At 43.6% G+C, this 23944-nt stretch carries 19 protein-coding genes, 1 tRNA gene, 1 other RNA gene and 1 pseudogene (1 of these 22 cut by a window edge); 15 read left to right on the forward strand and 7 right to left on the reverse strand.

The genetic code is table 11. The features are described 5' to 3' along the window. Nucleotides 1-49 (reverse strand) — tRNA-Tyr (locus tag ACED28_RS00805) (it extends 136 nt beyond the left edge of the window). Nucleotides 50-615: 566 nt separating this feature from the next. Between ACED28_RS00805 and ACED28_RS00810 the strand changes: the two genes are divergently transcribed. The 3 genes from ACED28_RS00810 (at nucleotide 616) to ACED28_RS00820 (ending at nucleotide 5327) form a co-directional block, all read left to right on the forward strand. Then, entirely contained in the window at nucleotides 616-1734 is a 1119-nt protein-coding gene (locus tag ACED28_RS00810; protein WP_371709071.1) for an efflux RND transporter periplasmic adaptor subunit, read from the forward strand. Continuing rightward, entirely contained in the window at nucleotides 1734-4847 is a 3114-nt protein-coding gene (gene vexH, locus ACED28_RS00815; RefSeq protein ID WP_371709072.1) for a vibriobactin export RND transporter permease subunit VexH, read from the forward strand. The genes ACED28_RS00810 and vexH overlap by 1 nt, the downstream gene beginning before the upstream one ends. 159 nt (nucleotides 4848-5006) lie before the next feature. Next, nucleotides 5007-5327 carry a DUF1244 domain-containing protein gene (locus ACED28_RS00820; protein WP_004736423.1) on the forward strand — a complete coding sequence of 107 codons (321 nt, stop codon included), beginning with the start codon at nucleotides 5007-5009 and terminating at the stop codon, nucleotides 5325-5327. A 91-nt stretch (nucleotides 5328-5418) separates the two neighbouring features. Here ACED28_RS00820 and ACED28_RS00825 read toward each other — a convergent pair whose 3' ends face one another. After that, nucleotides 5419-6486: a PLP-dependent cysteine synthase family protein gene (locus ACED28_RS00825; RefSeq protein ID WP_017103198.1), complete on the reverse strand. Its 1068-nt coding sequence runs from the start codon at nucleotides 6484-6486 to the stop codon at nucleotides 5419-5421. Nucleotides 6487-6615: 129 nt separating this feature from the next. Here ACED28_RS00825 and ACED28_RS00830 point away from each other — a divergent pair, with 129 nt between their 5' ends. Both ACED28_RS00830 and ACED28_RS00835 read left to right on the forward strand, forming a co-directional pair. Further along, a complete protein-coding gene (locus ACED28_RS00830; protein ID WP_017062025.1) occupies nucleotides 6616-7089 on the forward strand; it encodes an Lrp/AsnC family transcriptional regulator in 474 nt (157 codons plus the stop codon). Between the two features lie 88 nt (nucleotides 7090-7177). Further along, nucleotides 7178-7843: pseudogene (locus tag ACED28_RS00835) on the forward strand (hypothetical protein). Between the two features lie 301 nt (nucleotides 7844-8144). Here ACED28_RS00835 and tesB read toward each other — a convergent pair. Further along, nucleotides 8145-9005: an acyl-CoA thioesterase II gene (gene tesB, locus ACED28_RS00840; RefSeq protein WP_371709073.1), complete on the reverse strand. Its 861-nt coding sequence runs from the start codon at nucleotides 9003-9005 to the stop codon at nucleotides 8145-8147. Nucleotides 9006-9173: 168 nt separating this feature from the next. Between tesB and ACED28_RS00845 the strand changes: the two genes are divergently transcribed. Further along, entirely contained in the window at nucleotides 9174-9614 is a 441-nt protein-coding gene (locus ACED28_RS00845; protein ID WP_009847253.1) for a YbaY family lipoprotein, read from the forward strand. A gap of 91 nt (nucleotides 9615-9705) precedes the next feature. Here the strand turns inward: ACED28_RS00845 and ACED28_RS00850 are convergent, their stop codons facing one another. Continuing rightward, a complete protein-coding gene (locus ACED28_RS00850) occupies nucleotides 9706-10008 on the reverse strand; it encodes an MGMT family protein (RefSeq protein WP_009847252.1) in 303 nt (100 codons plus the stop codon). A gap of 227 nt (nucleotides 10009-10235) precedes the next feature. Here ACED28_RS00850 and ACED28_RS00855 point away from each other — a divergent pair, with 227 nt between their 5' ends. From ACED28_RS00855 to hsdR, 3 genes are all read left to right on the forward strand, one after another. Then, complete coding sequence (locus ACED28_RS00855) at nucleotides 10236-10979, forward strand: hypothetical protein (protein ID WP_009847251.1); 744 nt, start codon at nucleotides 10236-10238, stop codon at nucleotides 10977-10979. Between the two features lie 196 nt (nucleotides 10980-11175). Continuing rightward, nucleotides 11176-11272: signal recognition particle sRNA small type (ffs, locus tag ACED28_RS00860), an RNA gene on the forward strand. A gap of 442 nt (nucleotides 11273-11714) precedes the next feature. After that, nucleotides 11715-14162 carry an EcoAI/FtnUII family type I restriction enzme subunit R gene (hsdR, locus tag ACED28_RS00865; RefSeq protein ID WP_371709074.1) on the forward strand — a complete coding sequence of 816 codons (2448 nt, stop codon included), beginning with the start codon at nucleotides 11715-11717 and terminating at the stop codon, nucleotides 14160-14162. 45 nt (nucleotides 14163-14207) lie between these two features. Here the strand turns inward: hsdR and ACED28_RS00870 are convergent, their stop codons facing one another. After that, complete coding sequence (locus tag ACED28_RS00870; RefSeq protein ID WP_046225068.1) at nucleotides 14208-14585, reverse strand: hypothetical protein; 378 nt, start codon at nucleotides 14583-14585, stop codon at nucleotides 14208-14210. Nucleotides 14586-14662: 77 nt separating this feature from the next. On the opposite strand from ACED28_RS00870, the gene ACED28_RS00875 reads away from it, so the two are divergent. Next, nucleotides 14663-14812 carry a hypothetical protein gene (locus tag ACED28_RS00875; protein WP_008220701.1) on the forward strand — a complete coding sequence of 50 codons (150 nt, stop codon included), beginning with the start codon at nucleotides 14663-14665 and terminating at the stop codon, nucleotides 14810-14812. A 160-nt stretch (nucleotides 14813-14972) separates the two neighbouring features. Here ACED28_RS00875 and ACED28_RS00880 read toward each other — a convergent pair whose 3' ends face one another. Next, nucleotides 14973-15371 carry a hypothetical protein gene (locus ACED28_RS00880; RefSeq protein WP_102457679.1) on the reverse strand — a complete coding sequence of 133 codons (399 nt, stop codon included), beginning with the start codon at nucleotides 15369-15371 and terminating at the stop codon, nucleotides 14973-14975. A gap of 155 nt (nucleotides 15372-15526) precedes the next feature. On the opposite strand from ACED28_RS00880, the gene ACED28_RS00885 reads away from it, so the two are divergent. Genes ACED28_RS00885 through ACED28_RS00905 form a run of 5 tightly spaced genes read left to right on the forward strand, consistent with a single transcriptional unit; the run spans nucleotide 15527 to nucleotide 23428 of the window. Beyond that, nucleotides 15527-17026: an N-6 DNA methylase gene (locus tag ACED28_RS00885; RefSeq protein ID WP_371709075.1), complete on the forward strand. Its 1500-nt coding sequence runs from the start codon at nucleotides 15527-15529 to the stop codon at nucleotides 17024-17026. After that, on the forward strand, nucleotides 17026-18816 hold the full coding sequence (locus ACED28_RS00890) for a restriction endonuclease subunit S (RefSeq protein ID WP_371709076.1): 1791 nt from the start codon (nucleotides 17026-17028) through the stop codon (nucleotides 18814-18816). Before ACED28_RS00885 ends, ACED28_RS00890 begins: the two co-directional genes overlap by 1 nt. A 2-nt stretch (nucleotides 18817-18818) precedes the next feature. Continuing rightward, nucleotides 18819-20165 (forward strand): DUF262 domain-containing protein, encoded by a 1347-nt coding sequence (locus ACED28_RS00895; protein ID WP_371709077.1) that lies wholly within the window; start codon nucleotides 18819-18821, stop codon nucleotides 20163-20165. Further along, nucleotides 20158-22077: a DUF262 domain-containing protein gene (locus tag ACED28_RS00900; RefSeq protein WP_371709078.1), complete on the forward strand. Its 1920-nt coding sequence runs from the start codon at nucleotides 20158-20160 to the stop codon at nucleotides 22075-22077. The genes ACED28_RS00895 and ACED28_RS00900 overlap by 8 nt, the downstream gene beginning before the upstream one ends. Nucleotides 22078-22126: 49 nt before the next feature. Then, nucleotides 22127-23428, forward strand: a complete 1302-nt coding sequence (locus ACED28_RS00905) for a cell envelope integrity protein TolA (RefSeq protein WP_371709079.1) — start codon at nucleotides 22127-22129, stop codon at nucleotides 23426-23428. Nucleotides 23429-23515: 87 nt separating this feature from the next. Here ACED28_RS00905 and ACED28_RS00910 read toward each other — a convergent pair whose 3' ends face one another. Further along, on the reverse strand, nucleotides 23516-23854 hold the full coding sequence (locus tag ACED28_RS00910) for a hypothetical protein (protein ID WP_012604479.1): 339 nt from the start codon (nucleotides 23852-23854) through the stop codon (nucleotides 23516-23518). Nucleotides 23855-23944: the final 90 nt, after the last annotated feature.

Below are 23944 nucleotides of genomic sequence, written 5' to 3' on the forward strand. Positions count from 1 at the left end.
TGCCGGCAGATTTACAGTCTGCTCCCTTTGGCCACTCGGGAACCCCTCCAGGGTGTTTTTTCCTAACTCATAATGGATAGGCTAAAGAGATGTTTTTCCCAACGCATCTCTCAAGTGCGGAGCGCATCATAGCAAACACGTTAAACCTGTAAAGGGTTTTTCTTATGGTTTTGTGTTAAATGCTGCCTTTTTGGGCAAAGATGGCGAAAAGTACGCATATTGCTCGTGAAGTGAACATCTGTATTAAGATTTACGTACTGATAGGTAACACCTTGAGGTAATTAGCTTTCTGTATCGCGTTTGGTTCGTGTCATTCGTCATGAAACGTCAATTGAATTTAACTTAGATTTACACTTCTTGACGTTACAGCATTCATCAGTTGATAGAATACGGTTAATTTCATTTATAGATAATAATACCAATCGTAGTAAATAATTGGTCACCCTAGCTGGTTAAAACGCTCGATAACTGCGTTAAGAATTTTTGATTGTAGAATAACTACTTATCGAAACTATCTGTTGAAAAGAGCTGCCTTGTTCTCAAGTCTTTTCCCTGCGCTATTTCTGACCGCTTACCTATTGTGATTGGTATAAACCTTACTTGCAGACCATTATTATGAAGCATAAAACTGTTTTAACCCTGCTTAGCTTGTCTATCATTATGACGTCTCCAGCCGCACTAGCGAAACGTATGGGCCCTAGCACGGTCACTGTTGTTACCGAGCAAGTTGATATTCACCAAGTTAGCCAGTCTCTTTCTTTGGTCGGTAAGTTAGAAGCCGAGCAATCTGTAATGATCACTTCTGAAGTGGCTGGCAGAGTGAACTCTATTAACATCAAAGCCAATCAAGATGTCACCAAAGGGCAGATGTTGGTTCAACTCGATGACGACAAAGCAAAAGCAGCAGTTGCAGAAGCACAAGCATATTTAAAAGATGAAAAGCGTAAGCTTGCTGAATTTCAACGACTAGTGAAACGTAACGCGATCACTCAAACTGAAATTGACGCTCAGAAAACTAACGTAGAGATCGCTAATGCTCGCCTAGCTGCCGCTAACGCTAACCTGAAAGATCTACATATCAGTGCACCTTTCTCTGGTACGGTCGGTTTTATTGACTTTAGCCGCGGCAAAATGGTGACATCGGGTACAGAGCTCGTGACGTTAGATGACTTGTCTGTGATGCAGTTAGATCTTCAGATTCCAGAGCGCTACCTTTCTAAACTGTCTAAAGGTATGACAGTAACGGCTCGCACCAGTGCGTGGGGCGATACTCAGTTCACGGGTACTGTGGTGGGTATTGATTCTCGCATTAACGCCGAAACTTTGAACCTTCGAGTTCGAATCCACTTCGATAACAACAATGATTACCTAAAACCGGGCATGTTAGTGGCGGCTGATATGGACTTCCCACCAGTAGAAGCCCCAATCATTCCAGTTCAAGCGCTTGAGTATTCAGGCACTAAGCGTTTCGTTTATGTTATTGGCGAAGATAACAAAGCGACTCGTACCGAAGTATTCCTCGGGGCTCGTCTTGATAACGAAGTCGTGATCGAAAAAGGTATCGAGATTGGTCAGAAGATCGTAGTGCAAGGTATCGTGAACATGCGTGACGGTGTTTTGGTTCAAGAACTTGCCGTTAATCGCCCTGCTAAACTTGACGGCGATACAGCTAATCTTGATGGCAACAAAGCTAAACTTGATGAAAATACAGCAGCACAAGAAGGCGCTAACTAATGTTGTTATCTGATGTTTCTGTGAAGAGACCAGTAGCGGCTGTTGTATTGAGCCTGCTTTTGGTTGTGTTTGGTATTGTCTCTTTCAATAAGCTCGCAGTTCGTGAAATGCCCGATATTGAAAGCCCGGTGGTATCGATCAGTACTCGTTATGAAGGTGCATCTGCCACCATCATTGAAAGCCAAATTACCTCCAACCTTGAAGATCAGTTATCTGGCATCAGTGGTATCGATGAAATCGAATCTACGACACGAAACGGATCGTCACGAATCACCATCACCTTTGAACTTGGTTATGACCTCAATACAGGTGTCAGTGATGTGCGTGATGCGGTAGCGCGTGCTCAGCGTTCGTTGCCAGATGAAGCCGATGACCCGATTGTTTATAAAAACAATGGTAGTGGTGAAGCGTCGGTTTACATCAATTTAAGCTCAACTGAGATGGATCGAACGCAGTTAACCGACTACACCGAACGTGTGTTGATTGACCGCTTTAGTTTGATCTCTGGTGTGAGCTCGGTGGATATTTCTGGCGGTTTGTACAAAGTCATGTACGTGAAGCTGAAACCTGCGTTAATGGCGGGTCGTGGTGTTACCGCCTCTGATATTACACAAGCCCTACGTAACGAGAACATTGAAAGCCCGGGTGGCGAAGTGCGTAACGATGCGATTGTGATGTCGGTTCGTACTGCTCGTTCATATACTGAAGCCAAAGATTTCGAATACTTAGTGGTGAAACGTGCCTCTGATAACACACCTATCTACTTGAAAGATGTAGCGGATGTTTACATTGGCGCAGAAAACGAGAACTCGACCTTTAAGAGTGACGGCGTTGTTAACGTCAGTATGGGCATTGTGCCTCAGTCTGATGCCAACCCACTTGAGGTGGCTGACTTAGTCCATAAAGAAGTCGAAGCGATTCAAAAGTTCTTGCCTGACGGAACTCGCTTGGCGATTGATTATGACTCCACTGTCTTTATCGACCGTTCGATCTCAGAGGTTTACAGCACACTCTTTATTACGGGTGGTTTGGTTATACTCGTGCTTTACGTCTTCATTGGCCAAGCGCGTGCCACGCTGATTCCAGCCGTGACGGTTCCTGTGTCACTAATCTCGTCGTTTATTGCGGCGTACTACTTTGGCTTTTCTATCAACCTCATCACCTTGATGGCACTTATCCTGTCTATCGGTTTAGTGGTCGATGATGCGATTGTGGTGGTTGAGAATATTTTCCACCACATTGAACGTGGTGAATCACCATTGCTTGCGGCTTATAAAGGCACGCGTGAAGTAGGCTTTGCGGTAATCGCAACCACGCTAGTACTGGTAATGGTGTTCCTACCAATCTCGTTTATGGACGGTATGGTAGGCCTTCTGTTTACTGAGTTCTCGGTACTGTTGGCGATGTCGGTGATCTTCTCATCTGTCATAGCATTAACCTTGACGCCGGTTCTGGGCAGCAAGATTTTAAAAGCGAACGTGAAACCTAATCGCTTCAATCAATTTGTTGAACGTGTGTTTGGTAAGTTAGAAGCTGGATACAAATCGGTATTGCGCCGTGCTCTAAACTGGCGTTGGGCAGATCCAATTATCATTATTGCGTGTATGGGCGGTAGTTATGGTTTGATGCAACAAGTGCCTTCGCAACTGACGCCACAAGAAGACCGTGGTGTTATCTTTGCGTTTGTTCGTGGTGCCGATGCAACCAGTTACAACCGTATGTCTGCCAACATGGACATCGTTGAAGAGCGCCTAATGCCGCTGCTTGGTCAAGGATTCTTGAAGTCATTCAGCATTCAATCGCCAGCGTTTGGTGGTAATGCGGGCGACCAAACGGGCTTCGTTATCATGATCCTGGAAGATTGGGACGAACGTGAAGAGACAGCACAACAAGCCTTGGGTGAGGTGCGTAAGTCTTTAGCGGGTATTCCTGATGTGCGTGTGTTCCCGTTCATGCCAGGCTTCCGTGGTGGTTCGAGTGAGCCTGTGCAATTTGTACTGGGTGGCTCTGATTACTCTGAGCTTCAGAAATGGGGCGAACTGTTAAAGCAAGCCGCTGAAGACTCTCCAATGATGGAAGGTGCGGACATCGATTACTCTGAGAAAACACCAGAGCTGTTGGTAACCGTAGATAAGCAACGTGCAGCCGAGCTAGGTGTGAGTGTTTCGGACATTTCGGACACGTTAGAAATCATGCTGGGCGGTAAGAGTGAAACGACGTTCGTTGAACGTGGTGAAGAGTACGACGTTTACCTGCGTGGCGATGAAAACAGTTTTAACAATGCCAATGACTTAAGCCAAATCTACATGCGAACTCAGTCTGGTGAATTGGTGACACTCGATACTCTAACGCATATTGAAGAAGTAGCGTCCTCGATTCGTTTGTCGCACTACAACAAGCAGAAATCGGTGACCATCAAAGCGAACCTAATGGAAGGTTACACGCTGGGCGATGCTTTGGATTTCCTTGATGAACAAGCGATTGAGCAGCTACCGGGTGATATTTCAGTAAGCTACTCAGGCGAGTCTAAAGACTTCAAAGAGAACCAATCGAGCATCTTAGTGGTGTTTGCGTTAGCGATGTTGGTGGCGTACTTGGTACTCGCGGCGCAATTTGAAAGCTTCATCAACCCGCTGGTGGTGATGTTCACCGTACCTATGGGTATCTTTGGTGGCTTCTTAGGCTTGGTGTTGATGAGTCAAGGGCTCAACGTTTACAGCCAGATCGGTATGATTATGTTGATCGGTATGGTGACCAAAAACGGCATCTTGATCGTCGAATTTGCCAACCAACTTCGAGATCGTGGTATTGAGTTTGAAAAGGCGATCATTGATGCTTCAGCTCGACGTCTACGTCCAATATTGATGACGGCGTTCACGACATTAGCCGGTGCAATTCCATTGATTACCTCAACGGGCGCAGGTTATGAAAGCCGAGTGGCAGTAGGTACGGTTATCTTCTTCGGTATGGGCTTCGCGACACTGGTAACTCTGTTTGTAATCCCTGCGATGTACCGACTGATTTCCGGCTCAACACGCTCTCCGGGTCACGTGGAAGCGGAGCTTAATAAAGAACTCAGCCATGATAACGTGGGAAGAAGCAGTCACGGTTGATGAACACGCACGGCCAATGAACACGTACGCTTAATGAGCACGGAATAGTGTAACAATATTGAAAAGCCTGCGTTTGCTCCTAGCGAAATGCGGGCTTTTTTTGTATAACAATATCTGCTCAATACATTAAAAAATGAAAACTATTAAGGGACACTTAAAGTGGCTGAATTTAAATACAAGGATCTTTCTCAAGAAGAACAAGACAAGCTGGATGCAGCAACCTTTCGTCGCCTGTTAGCACACCTAGACAACAACAAAGATGTCCAAAACATCGACCTGATGATCTTGGCTGGCTTTTGCCGTAACTGTTTCAGTAAGTGGTACAAAGCAGAAGCTGAACAACAAGGCTTAGACTTGGATATCGATGACGCTCGTGAGCGCGTATATGGCATGACTTACGATGAGTGGAAACAAAACCATCAACCAAAAGCGACGCCTGAACAACTCGCGGCATTTGAAGCGAAGCAGAAGCCAGAGTAATTTGTTCTCGTTAGTGATTGATTAACAGAACAAACAAAAAAGAGCCCATCAAGGGCTCTTTTTAATTTTGGCGTCGGTGCTTACTCTGTGGTTAAGCCAACTCACCTGTTTGCGAGAAAGCTTCCAATTTCGCTGCGTAAGGTTGCAGGTCACCAATGTTGTTATTTACCCACTCGTCATTGAAGTAAGTGTCTAGGTAACGCTCACCGCTGTCACATAGCAAAGTCACAATAGAACCTGTTTCGCCACGTGCTTTCATTTCACTGGCTAACTGAAGCACACCGTACATGTTAGTACCGGTTGATGCGCCAACCTTACGGCCAAGAATGTCAGACAACCAATGTGTGGTTGCGATGCTTGCTGCGTCAGGAATTTTACGCATTTCGTCAACCACACCAGGAATGAAGCTTGGCTCTGCGCGTGGGCGACCAATGCCTTCAATCTTGCTGAATGTATTGCCTTTCACGTTCGCATTGCCTGTTTGGAAGTATTCGTGGAATACCGAGTTCTCAGGGTCGACAACACAAAGCTTAGTTTCATGCTGTTGGTAGCGAATGAAGCGGCCGATAGTTGCTGAAGTGCCGCCAGTACCTGGGCTCATTACTACCCACGCTGGAACAGGGTGATCTTCCATCTGCATTTGATTGAAAATGGAGTTCGCGATGTTGTTGTTACCACGCCAGTCGGTTGCGCGCTCAGCGTAGGTAAATTGGTCCATGTAATGGCCATTAAGTTCAGTCGCTAAACGGCGAGACTCATCGTAAATTTCATCTGAGCGGTCAACAAGATGCGCTTGGCCGCCGTAGAATTCAATCTGCTCAATCTTCTTCTTCGCTGTGCATTTCGGCATTACCGCAATAAACGGCAGGCCAAGTAGGCGAGCGAAGTACGCTTCAGATACTGCAGTACTGCCTGATGAAGATTCAATGATCGTTGTTTCTGGGCCAACCCAACCGTTACAGATAGCGTATAAGAACAGAGAACGCGCTAAGCGGTGCTTTAAAGAGCCTGTAGGGTGTGTGCTTTCATCTTTAAGGTAAACATCAATGCCTTCGATACTTGGTAGATCGAGCTTGATAAGGTGCGTATCCGCTGAGCGTTGGTAGTCCGCTTCAATTTTACGAATCGCGTTGTTAATCCATTGATGGTCAGTGCACATAAGCGTTCTCCTGATCGAGTGTAGGAATTCTTTGTAATTGGTATGCTTCCAATTTAGCTAGAATTTGAGAGAAAAACTTTGCCATATTTGCTTTGTTTTGCTTAAATTGTAGAAAATTATTCTCTTTAAATGCGATTTGGTGAAAGTGTGATAGATGCCGTAGATAAAAAAATATTAGGGTTACTGCAAGAAGACAGCACCCTGTCATTGAACGATATTTCTGAAGCGGTCAATCTCACTACAACGCCTTGTTGGAAAAGGCTTAAGCGCCTCGAAGAGAACGGTATTATTGAGAAAAGAGTCGCACTGCTGAACCCGGAAAAACTGGATCTTTCCTTTACCGCGTTCGTATTAGTGAAAACCAGTGATCATTCTCATGAATGGTATGGTCGTTTTGTGAATACTGTGTCGGAATTTCCAGAAGTGATGGAGTTCTATCGCATGGCTGGCGAATATGATTATATGATGAAGGTTCAGGTTAAAGATATGAAGTGCTTTGATGATTTCTATAAGCGCTTGGTGAATAGCATTGATGGTATCTCTAATGTGACCTCGACGTTTGCGATGGAGCCATTGAAGTACACGACGGCATTGCCTCTTTAAGCTACACCTAGCTAAAGTTAACTATCGTTTCAGTTTAACTATCTTCTCAGTTTAGATCTCGCCTCTGCGATAAAGAAAAGGAATATTCATGTTTGCAAAAGTATCTACTGCTATCCAATTGGTGCTGGCCGTTGCCATTTTCTATTTGGGTTACACCATCTATTCGTTTACCAATAAAGTCGGTGAAATCGTTGATACTTATCCGTAGGTCATCGAAGATTTATCCGGTCTTACCAAAGGGCTAAAAGTAGAAGAGCTATTAGCGTTTGCTGAACATGTTAATGAGCTTGCTCCTCAGGTGTTAGATACCGTTGAAGACGTTAGAAAGACCGTCGAAAAAGTGAATCAAACCGTTTCATCGGTCGATAATAAAATCCCTGCGATATTAGATGAAGTTAAAAATGTCCGAACGGAAGTCGGGCAGGTAAGAACCGATGTCTTCCCGCCCACATTGACTGAATTAAAACGATACCGTGTCGATGTGATGCCACCGATGCTCGCTGAAAGTAAATCTTACCGCGAACAAACTATCCCCACCGTTGTTGCCGAATCTGAAATGCTACGAGCGGAAGTTCCGGGTATTTTGGCACAAGCGAATTTGCTGGCAGATAAAAGTAAAGAGTTAGCTCAGGGCGCCGCAGAGGGCGCAGTGAAAGGCGTGGTGTTATCGCCATTTAATCTACTGCGAGACGCTGGTGATGGAATTAAAACTCGAGTACAAGGTGAATTCGAACCCTTGCTAGAGGCTGAATAGAGATTACGGACTGTTACGTGACAGCTTGTCGTTAGCATCATTAAAAAGAGAGGCTAGGTATTAAACCTAGCCTCTCTTTTTGTTTTCTCGTAAATATTTGGGGCTTGCAAAAAGCGTTTATTCGCTATTTATACCAATCACAGTAAGTAAGTGTTCAGGAATAGCGCAGGAAAAAAGCTTGAGAACAAGGCAGAATTTTCTGATAAGTAGTTATTCTACAATCAAAATTCTAACGAAGTTATCGAGGTTTTTAACAAGCTAGGATGACCAGTTATTTACTACGATTGGTATTACTTGATCGCTATTTAGTAAAACGCATCACACCTTCTTGAACGGTTGTCGCTACGAGCTCACCTTTCTGATTAAAAATTTCGCCGCGCACTAGGCCACGAGTGTTCGCAGCTGTTGGGCTTTCAATCGCATAAAGCAACCACTCATCCATCTTGAATGGGCGGTGAAACCAGATAGAGTGGTCAATCGTTGCTACTTGGAAGTTCGGCGTCATGATCGAAACTTCATGAGGGTGTAATGCCGTCACTAAGAATCCCCAGTCGGATGCGTAAGCAAGCAGGTATTGGTGAATCAATTGGTTGTCTGGCATCGCGCCATTTGCTCTCACCCAAAGGTACTGTTTTGGGTCGGCTTTCTTAGGGTTAAGCGGGTTCACTATTGTTACCGGGCGCATCTCAATCGGCTTTTCGCCACAGAAAGTCTTACGCAGTTTTTCAGGCAAAAATTCAGCAATGTGGCTTGCTAACTCAGTTTCTGATGCAAAGTTCTCTGGCCCTGGGATGTTTGGCATTTCATTCTGGTGTTCAAAGCCGGGTGCATCACCATGATAAGAAGCCGTAAGATAGAAAATAGGGCGGCCATTTTGAATCGCTTTCACGCGGCGTGTACTAAAGCTGCGTCCATCTCTTAGGTTCTCAACATCGTAAATAATGGGTTTTTCAGGGTCACCGGGAAATAGAAAGTAACTGTGGAACGAGTGAACACTGCGGTCGTCTTGAACCGTATAACGAGCAGCAGAAAGCGCTTGCCCTAATACTTGACCGCCGTATACCTGTGGCAGACCTAGGTTCTCACTTTGCCCGCGGAACAGGCCTTCCTCTAGTTTCTCTAGCTGAAGTAAATTGAGTAATTCATTTAAAGGTTGACTCATCGCCAGCATGCCTCTTGGTAAAATAGGTGTCAGATTATGGTGTTAATCATTCAGCTTAGTCAGATATCTGTCAATAAATCATAGGGTTTCGAGACAGAATATGAAAGCTCTCTTATAATTGGTGAGTAGATTTGCCGAGTCCGGCAAACATGTTGAGAGAAATTGAATATGAAAAAGGCTCTAATTCTTATTACGTCTTTAGTATCGTTTGGCCTACTTGTGGGTTGCCAAGCAACATCAGAAACCAGTGCTTCTCAGGAAGTGGTTGCAGAGAACACTCAAGTGATTTCAGGAACAGTAAGCTATCGTGAAAGAATTGCATTGCCAGAGAATGCAGTAGTGACTGTTACGCTAGAAGACATCTCACTGGCTGACGCACCATCGACCGTTATCGCGACTCAAGAGTTCACCACTGACGGTAAGCAAGTACCGTTCGCATTCGAGCTGAGCTACGACAACAACAAGATTAAAGCTAACCACCGTTACAACATGCGCGCAACGATTCACGTTGACGGCAAATTACGTTTCACTACTGACACCATTAAGTCAGTGATTACTGACGTAGAAAACACGCAACAAGCAGACCTACGTTTGGTTGGTGTCCGTTAATTCGAAATCGATGCCACTGTTAAGGCATCTTGATTAGTTTGACTTAGCTAGTTGATTCGTTGACTCGCTAATTAGGTGATTAATGGCAGCTCTAGGGCTGCCATTTGTATATTCTGAGTTTAACTTTTCCCGCGTCACTCACTTCAATCCCTTCTTCTTGCAAATGCTTTTTCTGACGATCAAAGGAATCCCCTTTCAAAGAGATCTCACCTTTACTATTGATCACCCGATACCAAGGCAGTTTGCTTCCTTCTGGTAGGTTACCCAGCGCTTTACCCACATGGCGCGCATAACCCGGAAATCCTGAAAAACGTGCGATGTCTCCATAAGTTGTTACTTTCCCATATGGAATTTGGTGAATCACAGCAAAGATTTGGGGCAAAAATTGGTCCATACTAAATGTTCCTAGTTCATAAATACCAATCACAGTAAGTAAGTGTTCAAAAATAGCGCAGGGAAAAAGCTTGAGAACAAGACTGCTCTTTTTGATAAGAAGTTTCGATAAATAGTTATTCTACAATCAAAAAATCTAATGAGGTTATCGAGGCTTTTAACAAGCTAGGGTGACCAGTTAATTACTACGATTGGTATGGTACCACGGATCGGTAGAAGGAGAGGGCTATGGTATTTTCAACGTTTCAGTTCTTGATCACCACATTATTAGCGGTTGTTTGCGCGAGAGCAATCAGTTTAAGTGAGGGAGATATCCCAGTACTTGCAATGGTCATTCCTGCATTATGGATTCTACCGCAGGGCGGTATCGCAGGTTTAGCTTTGCTTGCTGCCATGACCACTTACGGTCTAACCCTTCCTTTGCAACCCATCACGCTCTCTGTCAGTGTATGGGTGTTATTCCCACTATTGATGGTGGTCTTTTCAAAACGCAGCAGTTTGTCGGTCGTGATTATTTCTGGCTTGATCGTCGCAACGCTACAAGTCGGGATCATGGTGACGCAATCCGCAGGAAAGCTTGATGGCGTTCCGTGGGTTACTACGCTGCAAACCTTGTCGATCATCGTGATTTGGTGGGCGGCAAATCATCTTAAGCCAGCCAGCCGACACAGCTGGTGGTCATTAGGTTTGATACTTCCATTATGGATGGCCGATTTACCTTATGCCGCTTTGGTTGCTTTGTGTGTTACAGGTATTATGGCATCGATGGAAACACTGACGCGCTTGAAAACTTTCCGTTGGAATAAACTGTTGTGTTGGACATTGCCAACAGTCGGTTTTGCGGCTTTGGTGATCACCCCAAGTATCGAAGTGCCTAGTCCCGTTTTTGTGGTGTGGTTATGTTTGTTGGGCACCGCTTGGATGACAGACTATATCCTTCGTACAGAAGATAACGAAGACATCGATATTTAGCTCTTATGTAACCAAACCTTCCAACTGCAGGTAAATGGCGAATTTACCTGCGATTTGCGAATGGGTTGAATAAAGGATAAGCACTTAGAACGCAATTGTTCAAAAATAGGGTGGAAGGGCTTGCAATGGTTGCTGCGATGCTTAATAATCCAATCACTCTTTGAGGCAAGCCTCTTAGAAAAAGAATCTATGGAGGCTCTGGTCCTCCCGCAACACTAACTTGTGAACTCGGTCAGGCCTGGAAGGGAGCAGCCGCAGCAGGCGACGTGTGTGCCGGGATGTGGCTGGGGCTTCCACCCATTAAAAAAGCCGCTCTTAATGAGCGGCTTTTTGCTATCTGCAGTTTGCCTTTTTCTTGTTCAAGAACGTTTCATCTTTCTTAATTCGCAGGTAGCACCACCGCAGACGCTTCTTCCTCTGAATCTTCTTTGTCTTCGACTTTTTCAGTTACCCAATCAATCGTCTTTGTTAGATAAAGCTTGTTGGTTTCGGTATCAGACCAACGTTTTTATAATCCTCAACTCAACTCAACTCAACTCAATTGGTCAAAAACCGATGGGGTTCAAAACGCTTTTTACCCTGATTTCGAAGGTTATGATGAGTTACGTTTAGGTGATTTTAAACAAAGAGTTATCGCAACATTCACTTAATCACATCGTGAATAATGCACACTCGGATTTATATAGGCTTTACGATATACTGATTGGCTAATGAGTATCTCTACGAGTAACCCGAATGGTCAGCAGTATTAATAAAGCCAAGTTATCTGAAACCGACATCATTACCAAATTCATACTTCCTGCGATTAAAGAGGCAGGGTGGGATGATATGACTCAGATTCGCCAAGAAGTGAAACTGCGCGATGGTAAAGTGATTGTTCGAGGCCAAGCTGCTGCTCGTCAGAAAGTAAAATCAGCTGACATCGTACTTTATCATAAGCCGAGTATGCCGCTTGCGGTGGTTGAAGCAAAAGCCAATAAACATGAAGTTGGTAAAGGTATGCAGCAAGGCATGGACTATGCAAACTTGCTTGAAGTGCCATTTATTTTTGCTTCGAATGGTGATGGTTTTATTTTCCACGATAAAACCAACCCAACTCAACTTGAAACGGAAATTCGTTTAGAGGATTTCCCAACACCTCAGCAGTTGTGGGAAAAGTATTGTGCTTGGAAAGGGTATAAAGAAGAACATCTGCCAATTATCACCCAAGATTACTATGATGATGGCAGCGGTAAATCACCGCGTTACTACCAGCTTCAAGCTATCAATAAAACAGTAGAGGCCGTTGCTGCTGGCCAAGACAGAGCCTTACTGGTCATGGCGACGGGTACCGGTAAAACCTACACAGCATTCCAGATCATTTGGCGTCTTTGGAAAGCCAAAGCCAAGAAGCGAATTCTATTCTTAGCAGATAGAAATATTCTTGTCGATCAAACCAAAACGAATGACTTTCAGCCTTTTGGTACGGCAATGACCAAGATTACAGGTCGCAAAGTCGATCCTGCTTTTGAGGTTCATCTAGCTCTTTATCAAGCGCTTACTGGGCCAGAAGAAGAACAAAAAGCCTACAAGCAAGTCGACCCTAACTTCTTTGACTTAATCATCATTGACGAGTGCCACCGTGGTAGTGCTTCAGAAGACAGCGCTTGGCGTGAAATTCTTGAATACTTTAGCAGTGCGACTCAAGTCGGTTTAACGGCAACACCAAAAGAGACCGATGAAGTATCTAACATCGAGTACTTTGGCGATCCAATTTATACCTACTCTCTTAAAGAAGGTATTGAGGATGGTTTCTTAGCCCCTTATAAGGTCGTTCGTGTCGATATTGATGTGGATGTCCAAGGTTGGCGACCAACCAAAGGGCAAACTGACAAAAATGGCGAAGTGATTGAAGATCGAATCTACAACCAAAAAGATTTTGATCGCACTATGGTTATTGATGAGCGTACAGAGCTTGTCGCACAAACCATCACCAACTATCTGAAACGCACCGACCCAATGGCCAAAACCATCGTGTTCTGTAACGACATCGACCATGCAGATCGCATGCGCCGTGCATTGGTAAACTTGAACCCTGAGCAAGTTAAGAAGAACGATAAATACGTAATGAAGATCACGGGTGATGATGACATTGGTAAAGATCAGCTAGACAATTTCATCAATCCTAAGAAAAAGTACCCTGTTATTGCCACGACTTCAGAGCTAATGACGACGGGAGTTGATGCAAAAACCTGTAAATTAGTGGTGCTTGATCAAGGTATTCAATCGATGACCAAGTTTAAGCAAATCATTGGTCGTGGTACTCGTATTGATGATCGCTACGGCAAGCTTTGGTTCACCATCTTAGATTTCAAAAAAGCGACTGAACTGTTTGCTGATGAACGCTTTGATGGAACTCCTGAACGCGTGAAGGTCACGACTCCAGAGCAGTTCGAAGATGAAGACGATTTAGATGACATCATCGACGGCGTTGATGATGTCGATGCTGATAACCCGTTCGGTGATGAAGACATTGACCCTGATTCAATTCAAGAGCCAGAGGCTACCTATGGCGAAGATTTTGGAAACTCCCCTGAAAGTACAGGCGGTGCAGACGATTGGGATGATGAGAATCGAGTTCGCAAATTCCATGTGAATGGAGTTCCAGTAAAAGCGCTCGCTGAACGTGTCCAATATTATGATTCAGACGGTAAGCTTGTAACCGAGTCATTTAAAGACTACACCCGAAAAACCATGGTGAAACAGTTCTCCTCTTTAGATGAGTTCACCAAGCGTTGGAACGAATCTGACCGCAAGCAAGCCATTATCGATGAGCTAGCCGAAGCAGGTATTCTATGGGAAGCACTAGAAGACGAAGTGGGTAAAGACATGGACCCATTCGATATGATTTGTCATGTCGTTTACGATCAACCTGCTTTAACTCGTAAAGAGCGCGCCGATAACGTGAAGAAGCGTAACTACTTCACTAAATATGGTGATACCGCCCAGCAGGTACTGAACAACCTTCTTGATAAGTATGCCGATGAAGGTGTGCAAGAGATCGAAAACATTCATGTTCTTAAAGTGAAACCTTTCGATGAAATGGGCAGACCGTTAGAAATCATTAAGAAAGGCTTTGGTGGCAAACCGCAATATTTAGAAGCGGTTAATGAACTGGAAGCTGCTATCTACCAATCTGCTTAACAATATTCACACCGTGTAGATACGAAAACCTTTAAGGCCGCTAATTTAGCGGCCTTTTTTGTCTTCATCGGAGAGATCCAGTTCAGATGAGAGTAGTGCAAGTTGATCGGCTAACATTCCGCTTATGCAGTTGTGATCAATATATCTAGGTAAAATATTGCCTAAGTTGAGGGCTTGGTAGTCAGGGTGTTCAAACAGTACTTGTAAATACTTATTGAGGCGCTCTTCGGGCGTCGAATCACGCTTTAGCTGCTTTTTGATGTTTTGACCAAGCTTACGGATATTCTCTTTGTCTGTTTCTTTAAAATCGTCGTTATCATTGAGCTCTTCATAGAGTACATCAGCAAACCGATGATGACTCCAACCTAATGCGTCTAAAGTATTTTGAATCTGTTTTTGCTTTTGTTTTGTAGTTGTCCCCATAGTTCCCCAACCCCTTAGTTAATATTACCTGGTCTTAGCGAAGACACATTAATAACGATATTTTTAAGGATAAAATCATGACTAAGTCAAAAGCACCAATGACACCAGAAGCCGCTGCTCGCATTCAAGGTAATGCCGCAAAACAAAACGGTGGGCAAGTTCCTAAAGGCGACTTTGCTGGCCGAGCTCAACGCGCAGCTGCTCACAACCAAAAACAAGGGAAATAGGAGTTCATCATGAATAAACCAGCTTCAAGTACACCTAAAGGTGGCGCTAAGCCGAATCCAAATTACCCAAGCACGACGGGCAAACCATCGGGCGGTGGTCGCGGAAACACACCTAAGCGCTAATAATTAAAGGAGGGGTAGCATAATGCTGCCTCTCCTTTTATGAGCATCTGTTAGCGTGTTGCTTGAATGTGCGAAGAAATATAGCTTGATCTGATTTGTAGTCTGAATATGCCACATCATTTTCTGTTTTTTCTAATGCGCATAAACAAGCTTCCCGTTTACTCTCATACCAACTTACCGACACCATATTTTTGCTAGAATTCACGCAAGTATCGACAATCGCGTATTCCACTTCGAGAGGATATCTTTCTTTGTCTAACCCACTTTCAACGGCGTAAGCCCCTAGGGCTCCAACCAGTAAAGCGGAGCTAGCAGAAACGAGCTTTCGCTTGCTGAACTTAAACCCTTTAAAGCTCTTCTCACACTCTGAACACGATATGTTTTCTGCAAATTCAATCTCATTGTCCTTCTGGCAATGAGGGCATTCTATTTTCATTATTTAGCCAACTGTATTTATGATTATGATTTTATAAGTTCAGGCTATAGATTAATGAATCTTATATCTATGGTTTCATAGAACTAACTTCATTTTTTTTGACCTAGTTCTGCTATAATTCGCCACAAATTTCAGTTGTTTAAAAGTAGAAAAACATGTCTATCAGTTCAGTTATCAAATCCATTCAAGACATCATGCGTAAAGATGCGGGTGTCGACGGTGATGCACAGCGCCTTGGTCAAATGTCTTGGTTACTTTTTCTTAAAGTATTTGACGCTCAAGAAGAAGAGTTAGAACTAGAACTGGACGATTACAAATCACCAATCCCAGAACAATATCTATGGCGTAATTGGGCGCAAGATGCTGAAGGCATTACCGGTGAAGCGCTGCTTGAGTTCGTAAACGATGACTTGTTCTACAAACTGAAAAACTTAACTGCACCAGTTGACCTAAACCCGCGTGGTTTTGTAGTGAAAGAAGCATTTAGCGATGCGTTTAACTACATGAAAAACGGTACGCTACTGCGCCAAGTGATCAACAAGCTGAACGAAATTGACTTTACTGACTCTTCAGAGCGCCACCTATTTGGTGATATCTACGAGCAAATCTTAAAAGATCTACAAAGCGCAGGTAACGCGGGTGAATTCTATACGCCTCGTGCCGTTACACGCTTCATCGTCAACCGATTAGATCCAAAGCTTGGCGAAGCGATTATGGACCCAGCAACGGGTACTGGCGGCTTCCTAGCGTGTTCGTTTGACCATGTGAAAGACAACTACGTGAAAACAGCAGCGGATCACCAAACACTGCAAAAGCAGATCCACGGTGTCGAAAAGAAACAACTGCCACACCTACTGTGTATCACCAACATGATGCTGCACGGCATTGAAGTACCTGTGCAAATCAAACACGGTAATACACTGAACAAACCGCTTTCAAGCTGGGACAGCAACATTAACGTGATTGCAACCAACCCTCCGTTTGGTGGCACAGAAGAAGACGGCATTGAAAAGAACTTCCCGGCAGAAATGCAGACGCGTGAAACTGCCGATCTGTTCTTACAGCTTATTATTGAAGTACTTGATGAAAACAACGGTCGAGCAGGCGTAGTACTGCCAGATGGCACATTGTTTGGTGAAGGCGTTAAAACCAAAATCAAAAAGATGCTGACCGAAGAATGTAACCTGCATACCATCGTGCGTTTACCTAATGGGGTATTTAACCCATACACAGGCATCAAAACCAACATTCTGTTCTTCACCAAAGGCAAGCCAACTAAAGACGTATGGTTCTACGAGCACCCATACCCAGAAGGCGTGAAGAACTACAGCAAAACCAAACCAATGAAGTTTGAAGAGTTCCAACAAGAAATTGATTGGTGGGGCAATGAAGAAGACGGTTTTGCAAGCCGCGTTGAAAACAACCACGCTTGGAAAGTGCCAATCGGCGACATCATTGAGCGTAACTTCAACCTAGATATTAAAAACCCGTATCAAGGTGAAGTGGTAAGTCACGATCCAAACGAGTTATTAGAGAGCTACCAACAGCAGCAGCAAGAGATATCACAGCTTCGTAATCAGCTGAAAGACATTCTAGGCACTGCGCTGAAATCATCGGTAGATTCGACGTCTGCAACAACTGGTGAGAGTAAATAATGAGCGTAGAACAAATCTCTATGAACCAGTTGATCACAGATAACATCGACGTTTGGACTTCAACCGTTAAAACCAAGTCAGCCTCTGGTAGAGGCAGCAGCAAAAAGCGCGAGCTTTATGGCGTAAAGAAACTGCGTGAGCTGATCTTGGAATTAGCCGTGCGCGGTAAGTTAGTACCCCAAGACCCAACGGATGAACCTGCAGCGGTACTGCTTGAGCGAATTGCGGAAGATAAAGCGCAGTTGGTGAAAGACAAGAAGATTAAGAAGCCGAAAAACTTACCTGAAATATCAGACGAAGAAAAAAGTTTTGTATTACCAGTTGGTTGGGAATGGGCTCATTTACAAGATTTGACGACATATGTTCAGCGAGGGAAAGGACCTAATTATGCTGAATCAGGAAGTGTACAAGTAGTATCCCAAAAGTGTGTGCAAAACTCTGGATTTGATTTATCACCTGCTCGTTATGTGACTGATGAAAGTCTTGAAAAATATCAGGAAGAAAGATATTTGCAAGACAATGATATTCTATGGAATTCAACAGGTACAGGCACTGTTGGTCGTGCAAATGTGATTACTAATATTCCTGAAAAGCGTATCGTTGCCGATTCACACGTTACTGTCATTCGCCCAACCAATTTCTATAGCCGATTTTTATGGTGTTTCATTATGGCTCCAGGGGTACAAGCTAGAATACAACCAGACCATGAGAATGCATTAGTTTCTGGGTCAACGAAACAAGTCGAATTAAATACAAGCTCAGTAGTATCTGTAATAGTTCCTGTTGCACCTCTAAAAGAACAACACCGTATCGTCGCTAAAGTCGATGACCTCATGACACTCTGCGACCAACTAGAGCAACAAACCGAAGCCAGCATTGAAGCGCATCAGGTATTGGTGACAACGCTGTTGGACACGTTAACCAACTCTGCTGATACTGACGAGCTAATGCAAAACTGGGCACGCATCAGCGAGCACTTCGACACCTTGTTCACCACCGAAGCGAGCATCGACCAGCTAAAACAAACCATCCTGCAACTGGCGGTAATGGGTAAACTTGTCCCACAAGACCCAAATGATGAGCTGCAACCAAATGATTTAGTTACTGTTGTTAAAAAGCTGAGGACAATATCATCTTTAGCTAAGAACACTGGGAAAGTTGACCTAAATACATTCGAATTCTTTTCAGAGAAACTTGCACTTCCAAGTAATTGGACTGTTCATCCATTAGCAGAAATCGTATTAGCGGTTGTCGATTGTCCGCACTCAACGCCTAAATGGACGGATAATGGTGAAATTTGTGTTAGGACTACACAAATGGCGCCATTCTCATTAGATTTATCTACAAGCCGTTACGTTAGCTCTGATACATATCTGAAGAGAATAGAAAGACTTAAACCCGAAAGTGATGATGTTTTATATAGCCGTGAAGGGGGAATACTTGGTGTTGCGTGCAGAGTACCTTCAGGTGTTGAACTTTGCTTGGGACAAAGAATGATAGTTATTCGTCCTTCACGGTTAATTACTTCAAGGTTTCTGGAACTGGTTCTAAATTCTCCTCTGGTTAATGAAATAGCTCGACATAATACAACTGGTGGAGCAGCTCCAAGGGTCAACGTTAATGTTATCAAAGGCTATCCTATCCCTCTTCCTCCTTTAGAGGAGCAAAATCGAGTTATAACAAAAGTTGATGAGCTGTTTTCCGTATGTGACGCCCTTAAAGTTCGCTTAAAAGACTCTCAAACAACTCAACTTCACCTCACTGACGCTATTGTTGAGCAGGCGGTGTAACTATGGCAATAGTCTTCAATCAGCCCCAAGCCATTGCTCAGTTGTTAGAACAAAAACTCTTGATACCTGAGTATCAGCGTCCATACAAATGGCAGCCTAAGCACGTTAATCAACTGATTGATGACATCTTTAATCACCGCACTAAGCCATGCTATCGGCTTGGTACGGTGGTTCTGCATCAAGACAAAAATTCAGAAAGTGGTGGAGAAAATCAGGCTCTAAACATCGTTGATGGTCAACAGCGTCTTCTTACCCTAACGTTAATTTACACCATTCTGGATACTGAACAGAAACGTATCTCATCGACTCTTCTTGAGCACAAATTTGAATCATCAGTCAGTATCGAAAACCTTAAGAATAATGCGCAAGTCATCTCTGAGCGAGTAGCGAGTCTTTCATCTACAGAAAAGCAAGAGCTACTCGATTTCGTTCTTAACAAGTGCGAGCTTATCCAAGTTACGCTAGATGATCTCAGTGAAGCCTTCCAGTTCTTCGACTCACAAAACGCTCGTGGTAAAGCCCTTGCCCCTCATGATCTGCTCAAGGCTTACCATCTACGTGAAATGATGGACTCGACAGAGCAAACAGAGAGGTTGCACCATGTAAGCTTGTGGGAGCAAGGCGTTAACCCCGATGATGACTCTGCGAATTTGCGTACTATCATGGGAGAGTTCTTATTCCGTATGCGCCGTTGGGTCGATGGTGACTACGGCATACAGTTTAGTCGCCATAACATCGATGTATTTAAAGGCATTAACCTAGAAAGCACTCAGTACGCCTATGTAGATTCTATGCTTGCGCTTGATTATGCGATTGAAACTTTTAATGCTGATCCCGCACGTAAATGGGACAAGCAAACGAAAGAGTATCCATTTCAAGTTGATCAGGTGATGATCAACGGTAAACGCTTCTTTGAGTACATTCAGCACTACATGGCGATTCACTCGACCTTGTTCGTTGGTGATGATGCAAGGCTATCTTCATTCGTCGATAAGCACGCTAAGTACAAAGGCAGTAGCCGTAAAGGCGATAGCTATGTACGAAACCTATTTTTGTGTGCAGTGATGTACTACTACGACAAGTTCGGTGATGTGGAGTTAGAGAAAGCGGCACAGGTTTGTTATCGCTGGAGTTATTTCCTTCGCCTTGAGCTACAACGTATCGGCATGGAATCGGTAGATAACTATGCCAAGGATCGCAGTGGGCTGTTCAGAGCAATCAGCAAAGCTGTTCACCCTCAACAGGTGTTGAACTTTCAGCCTCCTTATATTCAAGAGCCTAAGTTCAAGAACGCGAAGGACGTGCAGGCATCTATTGAAGCAATGAAATCGGGAAGTGTAAATGAGTGATTCAAACCAAGTAGAGCAGTTATCCGTTAGAGCACTTTTCGACAGCAACACCCAATACGTTATCCCTATCTATCAGCGTAACTATGCTTGGGGCGCGACAGAGATTGAGCAGCTTATCCAAGATATCAGTGACGCCGCAGGATTGATTACTCAATCTGCTGAAACCGCTACTGCCAAACAAGCAAAGTATTATCTGGGTAGCCTTGTTGTTTATCAGCGCACAACGCATTCACACCAATCTAATGTGGTGTACGAAACCATTGATGGACAGCAAAGGCATACCACACTCTCTATCTTGTTGGCGTACCTCAAACATCGTGACGTGCTCGAAGAGAGTGAGCTAGAAGGGTTAGACATTAATCTCACCTTTGATAGTCGCCCAAAATCCTCCAGAGCATTAGATGACATCTATACAGGCAGAACTAATGGCGAGTCAGAAGAGCCTAATATTCATGCTGCCTTCAACATCATCAAGCGTTACTTCAAAACCAAAGGATTAGATACACAGGCGAAAACTAAGCAGTTCTTTGGGTATCTATTAGAAAACGTAACCATCCTTAGAGTCGTCGTTCCACCACAAACCGATCTTAACCACTACTTTGAGATCATGAATAACCGTGGTGAGCAGCTAGAAAAGCATGAAGTTTTGAAAGCGAAGTTTATGGCTACCCTCGATAATGATGAGGAGAGAGGCTGCTTTTCCACTGTTTGGGATGCTTGTGCGAATATGACGCGCTATACCCAAATGGGCTTCCAATCGGACTTACGAAAAGACGTATTTGGCTCAGATTGGCAGACAATGCCAACAAGCTTTGAAGCGATTCAAGAAAAGCACACGAGCAAGCAGCAAAAAGAAGATGCAATGACGCTGCGAGAAATCATCAGTAACAAGGCATCTCGCTCAAATACTGAGGATGACGAGCGCGAGAAGGAAGAACGTTTTGGTTCGGTTATCGACTTCTCAAACTTCTTACTTCATGTCTTAAAACTGATGAAGACAGAAGAGAACGTTTCGCTTGATGATAAGAAGCTGATCGACGCATTTATTTCTAAAGACGATGGCTTGAAGGTTGGCGCTAAAGCTTTTGTCTATGAACTGCTTAAATGCCGAATTCTGTTTGATAGTTACGTAATTAAGCCTGATCAGCACGATGAAAAACGTAAGTGGAGTTTGTTAAGACTTAATGCGTACAAATACGGCAATAATCTAAGTCCTGAATATCCAAATGCGTTTAGTAGTGAACAGAACGAAAAGATTCGTATGATCTTGGCAATGTTCCATGTGTCGAACCCCGCTTTGGTATATAAGCGTTGGTTGAATGACGCTTTACGGGTATTGAACGATCTCGCTACAGAAGACCGATTGGAAGTTGATGGTAGTTCCTACTTAGCTGCACTTGAAAAGCAGAGTGACAAGTATTTTGATGAGATCTGTGGTGGTTCTCAACTTGAGTTTACAGAGAACAATGTCGGTGTATTACATCAAGGTACAGGTGTTCAGAACTTCGTATTTAACCGTTTGGATTACCTACTTTGGCGCAATCTATCAGACGGGAAGCCAGTTGGCGACATTACTAAAGAGACTCTAGGAGCCCACTTCACAAGCTTTCAGTTTGCGTTCAGGACCTCTGTTGAGCACTACTTCCCGCAAACCGACCCATCTGGTGCAAGTAAGATGCAGGACGTGGATCGTTTTGGAAACTTATGCCTTATTTCGCCAAGTAGTAACTCAAGGCTTAGTAATTATTCTCCGCAAGATAAGAAGAAGTTCTATCAAGAGAACAATCGTGCAGAGAGTTTAAAGCAAGCCATCATGATGAGTTATGACGATTGGGGACCCGATGGTATGGCACGTGAAAATATTCAGAATCATGAAACAGTGATGATTAAGGTTCTGCGAGATCAAATTTGAGAAGCAATAAAGTAGTTTGGGCAATGTCATTAATTAGAGCTTTATAGAAATGATGAAGTTAATCGAAGATTTTTGTTCCTCCATAGCAGGAACGGCAAAAACAAGAGTGAGTGACCCATTTATAGGAACATTCATATTTTCTTGGTTTGTATGTAATTGGAACTATGTTGCTCTTCTTTTTTGGGGAGAAGGTAATGCTACTGAGAGAGTTGGTGCTTTTTACATCTACCTTTCAAGGACATCGATCTTAGGGTGGAATAGCCTTTTTGTATTTCCTTTTTTAGTGACCTTATTTTACTTGTTTGCTTTCCCTTGGTTGTCACTGTGCGTGAAAAGGATACAAAAATCGGTTAATGATAAGCTACATCAACAAGCGGTCGAGATTGAAGAAGATAAAGTTGATCAACAAGAAAGTTTGAGTAAAGCCAGACTTAGGGCTGACCCAGATAAACAATTTCTGGAACAACTTGTTCAGCAAGATATCGATAAAAGAAATGAAATACTCGATCATATAAAACAACGAACGGTACGTTTTGAAGCCAAAGCTAATGAAGCATTGAGCCAAGAAAAAGAACAAGAGGCTAAAACAAAAGAAGCAGAAAATAGCGCAAAAGTAACTCAAGTAGAGTTGGACAAAAAAGCGAAGCAGTCTGAACTAGACAAGATTAGGTTTGAGAGTAACAGTGCCAAAGCAAGAGCTACACTAGCAGCCAATCGTTTTCCATCGGCTTATTTTCTTATGTTAAATATTGAGGGAAGTTTACTTCAAGCCAATATCCAACTTTCAATGAAAGCCTCCAGTGAGATTGTTGCTTCCTTATTTGGATATGAAGATTTTGAAGCGGTTCTCGCTGATGAAAACTTTAACAACGAGTCAATGGAGTCAGTCAAGTATGTTTATTATGATGATGAACTTGCGAAGAGACTAGAGCAAATAGTAGTAGATGAAGATTCAGAAGATGAAAACTTAACTGCTGACTTGATTTTTGACCATTTACATATGCTCTTTGGGGGAGAGCCTTTTGAGCTTGTCACTGATGAAAACTTGATTGAATATAGTCGAAATGTGGTACAGGAAGATCCGTATCAGTTCTTTAATCCAGATGGATCTGATTCAGTAATAGCTGGTTCAAATACTATCTATGATCAGATTGATGATATTACATTCGCTGGGGGATATTTTAACGATGGCTTCGTTGTTGATATAAAGGCTACCATCAGTGGCTATAACCAAGCTTACCTTGACCATGCAGGAAAAACGATGAACGTGGCGGTAGAGATGAGCAGTACCGCTTTAGTTGGCAAACTTGGTCTAGGGGCTATCGAACATACAGGCTTTTCGGATCTTTAGGATTGGGTGATAGATGTTAACTCTTAATGAGCGGCTTTTTGCTATCTGCAGTTTGCCTTTTTCTTGTTCAAGAACGTTTCATCTTTCTCAATTCGCAGGCAAAACAACCGCAGACGCTTCTTCCTCCGAATCTTCTTTGTCTTCTACTTGGTCAGCAACCCAATCAATCGTCTTTGTTAGATAAAGCTTATTGGTTTCGGTATCGCACCAACTCTTGGATAAACCTCTTCGATTAAATTCACTGCCAATTGCTGCGAGTGTCTGGTTGCTTGATCGCCCGTAATACAAGGTGTCGCACAGTTGCAGGTTCGACATCGATTGAGGATACGTATTGACTGGCGAGGAGTTCATGCTCAGTGCTTTTGATTGGTTATGAGTGCACCCTGTTAGGCTCAGGAAAAAGAAAAGGATTAGCGTATTTTTCATGGTGTATCAGATCTGTTGCCGATGATTTGAAGACAGTATTGCCATGATGTCCTCACTAATTTGTCAATTTTTCGCCAACTAGTTATAGAC

It is taken from the genome of Vibrio sp. 1F253 (genome assembly GCF_041439295.1).
GTDB lineage: Bacteria > Pseudomonadota > Gammaproteobacteria > Enterobacterales > Vibrionaceae > Vibrio > Vibrio tasmaniensis_A.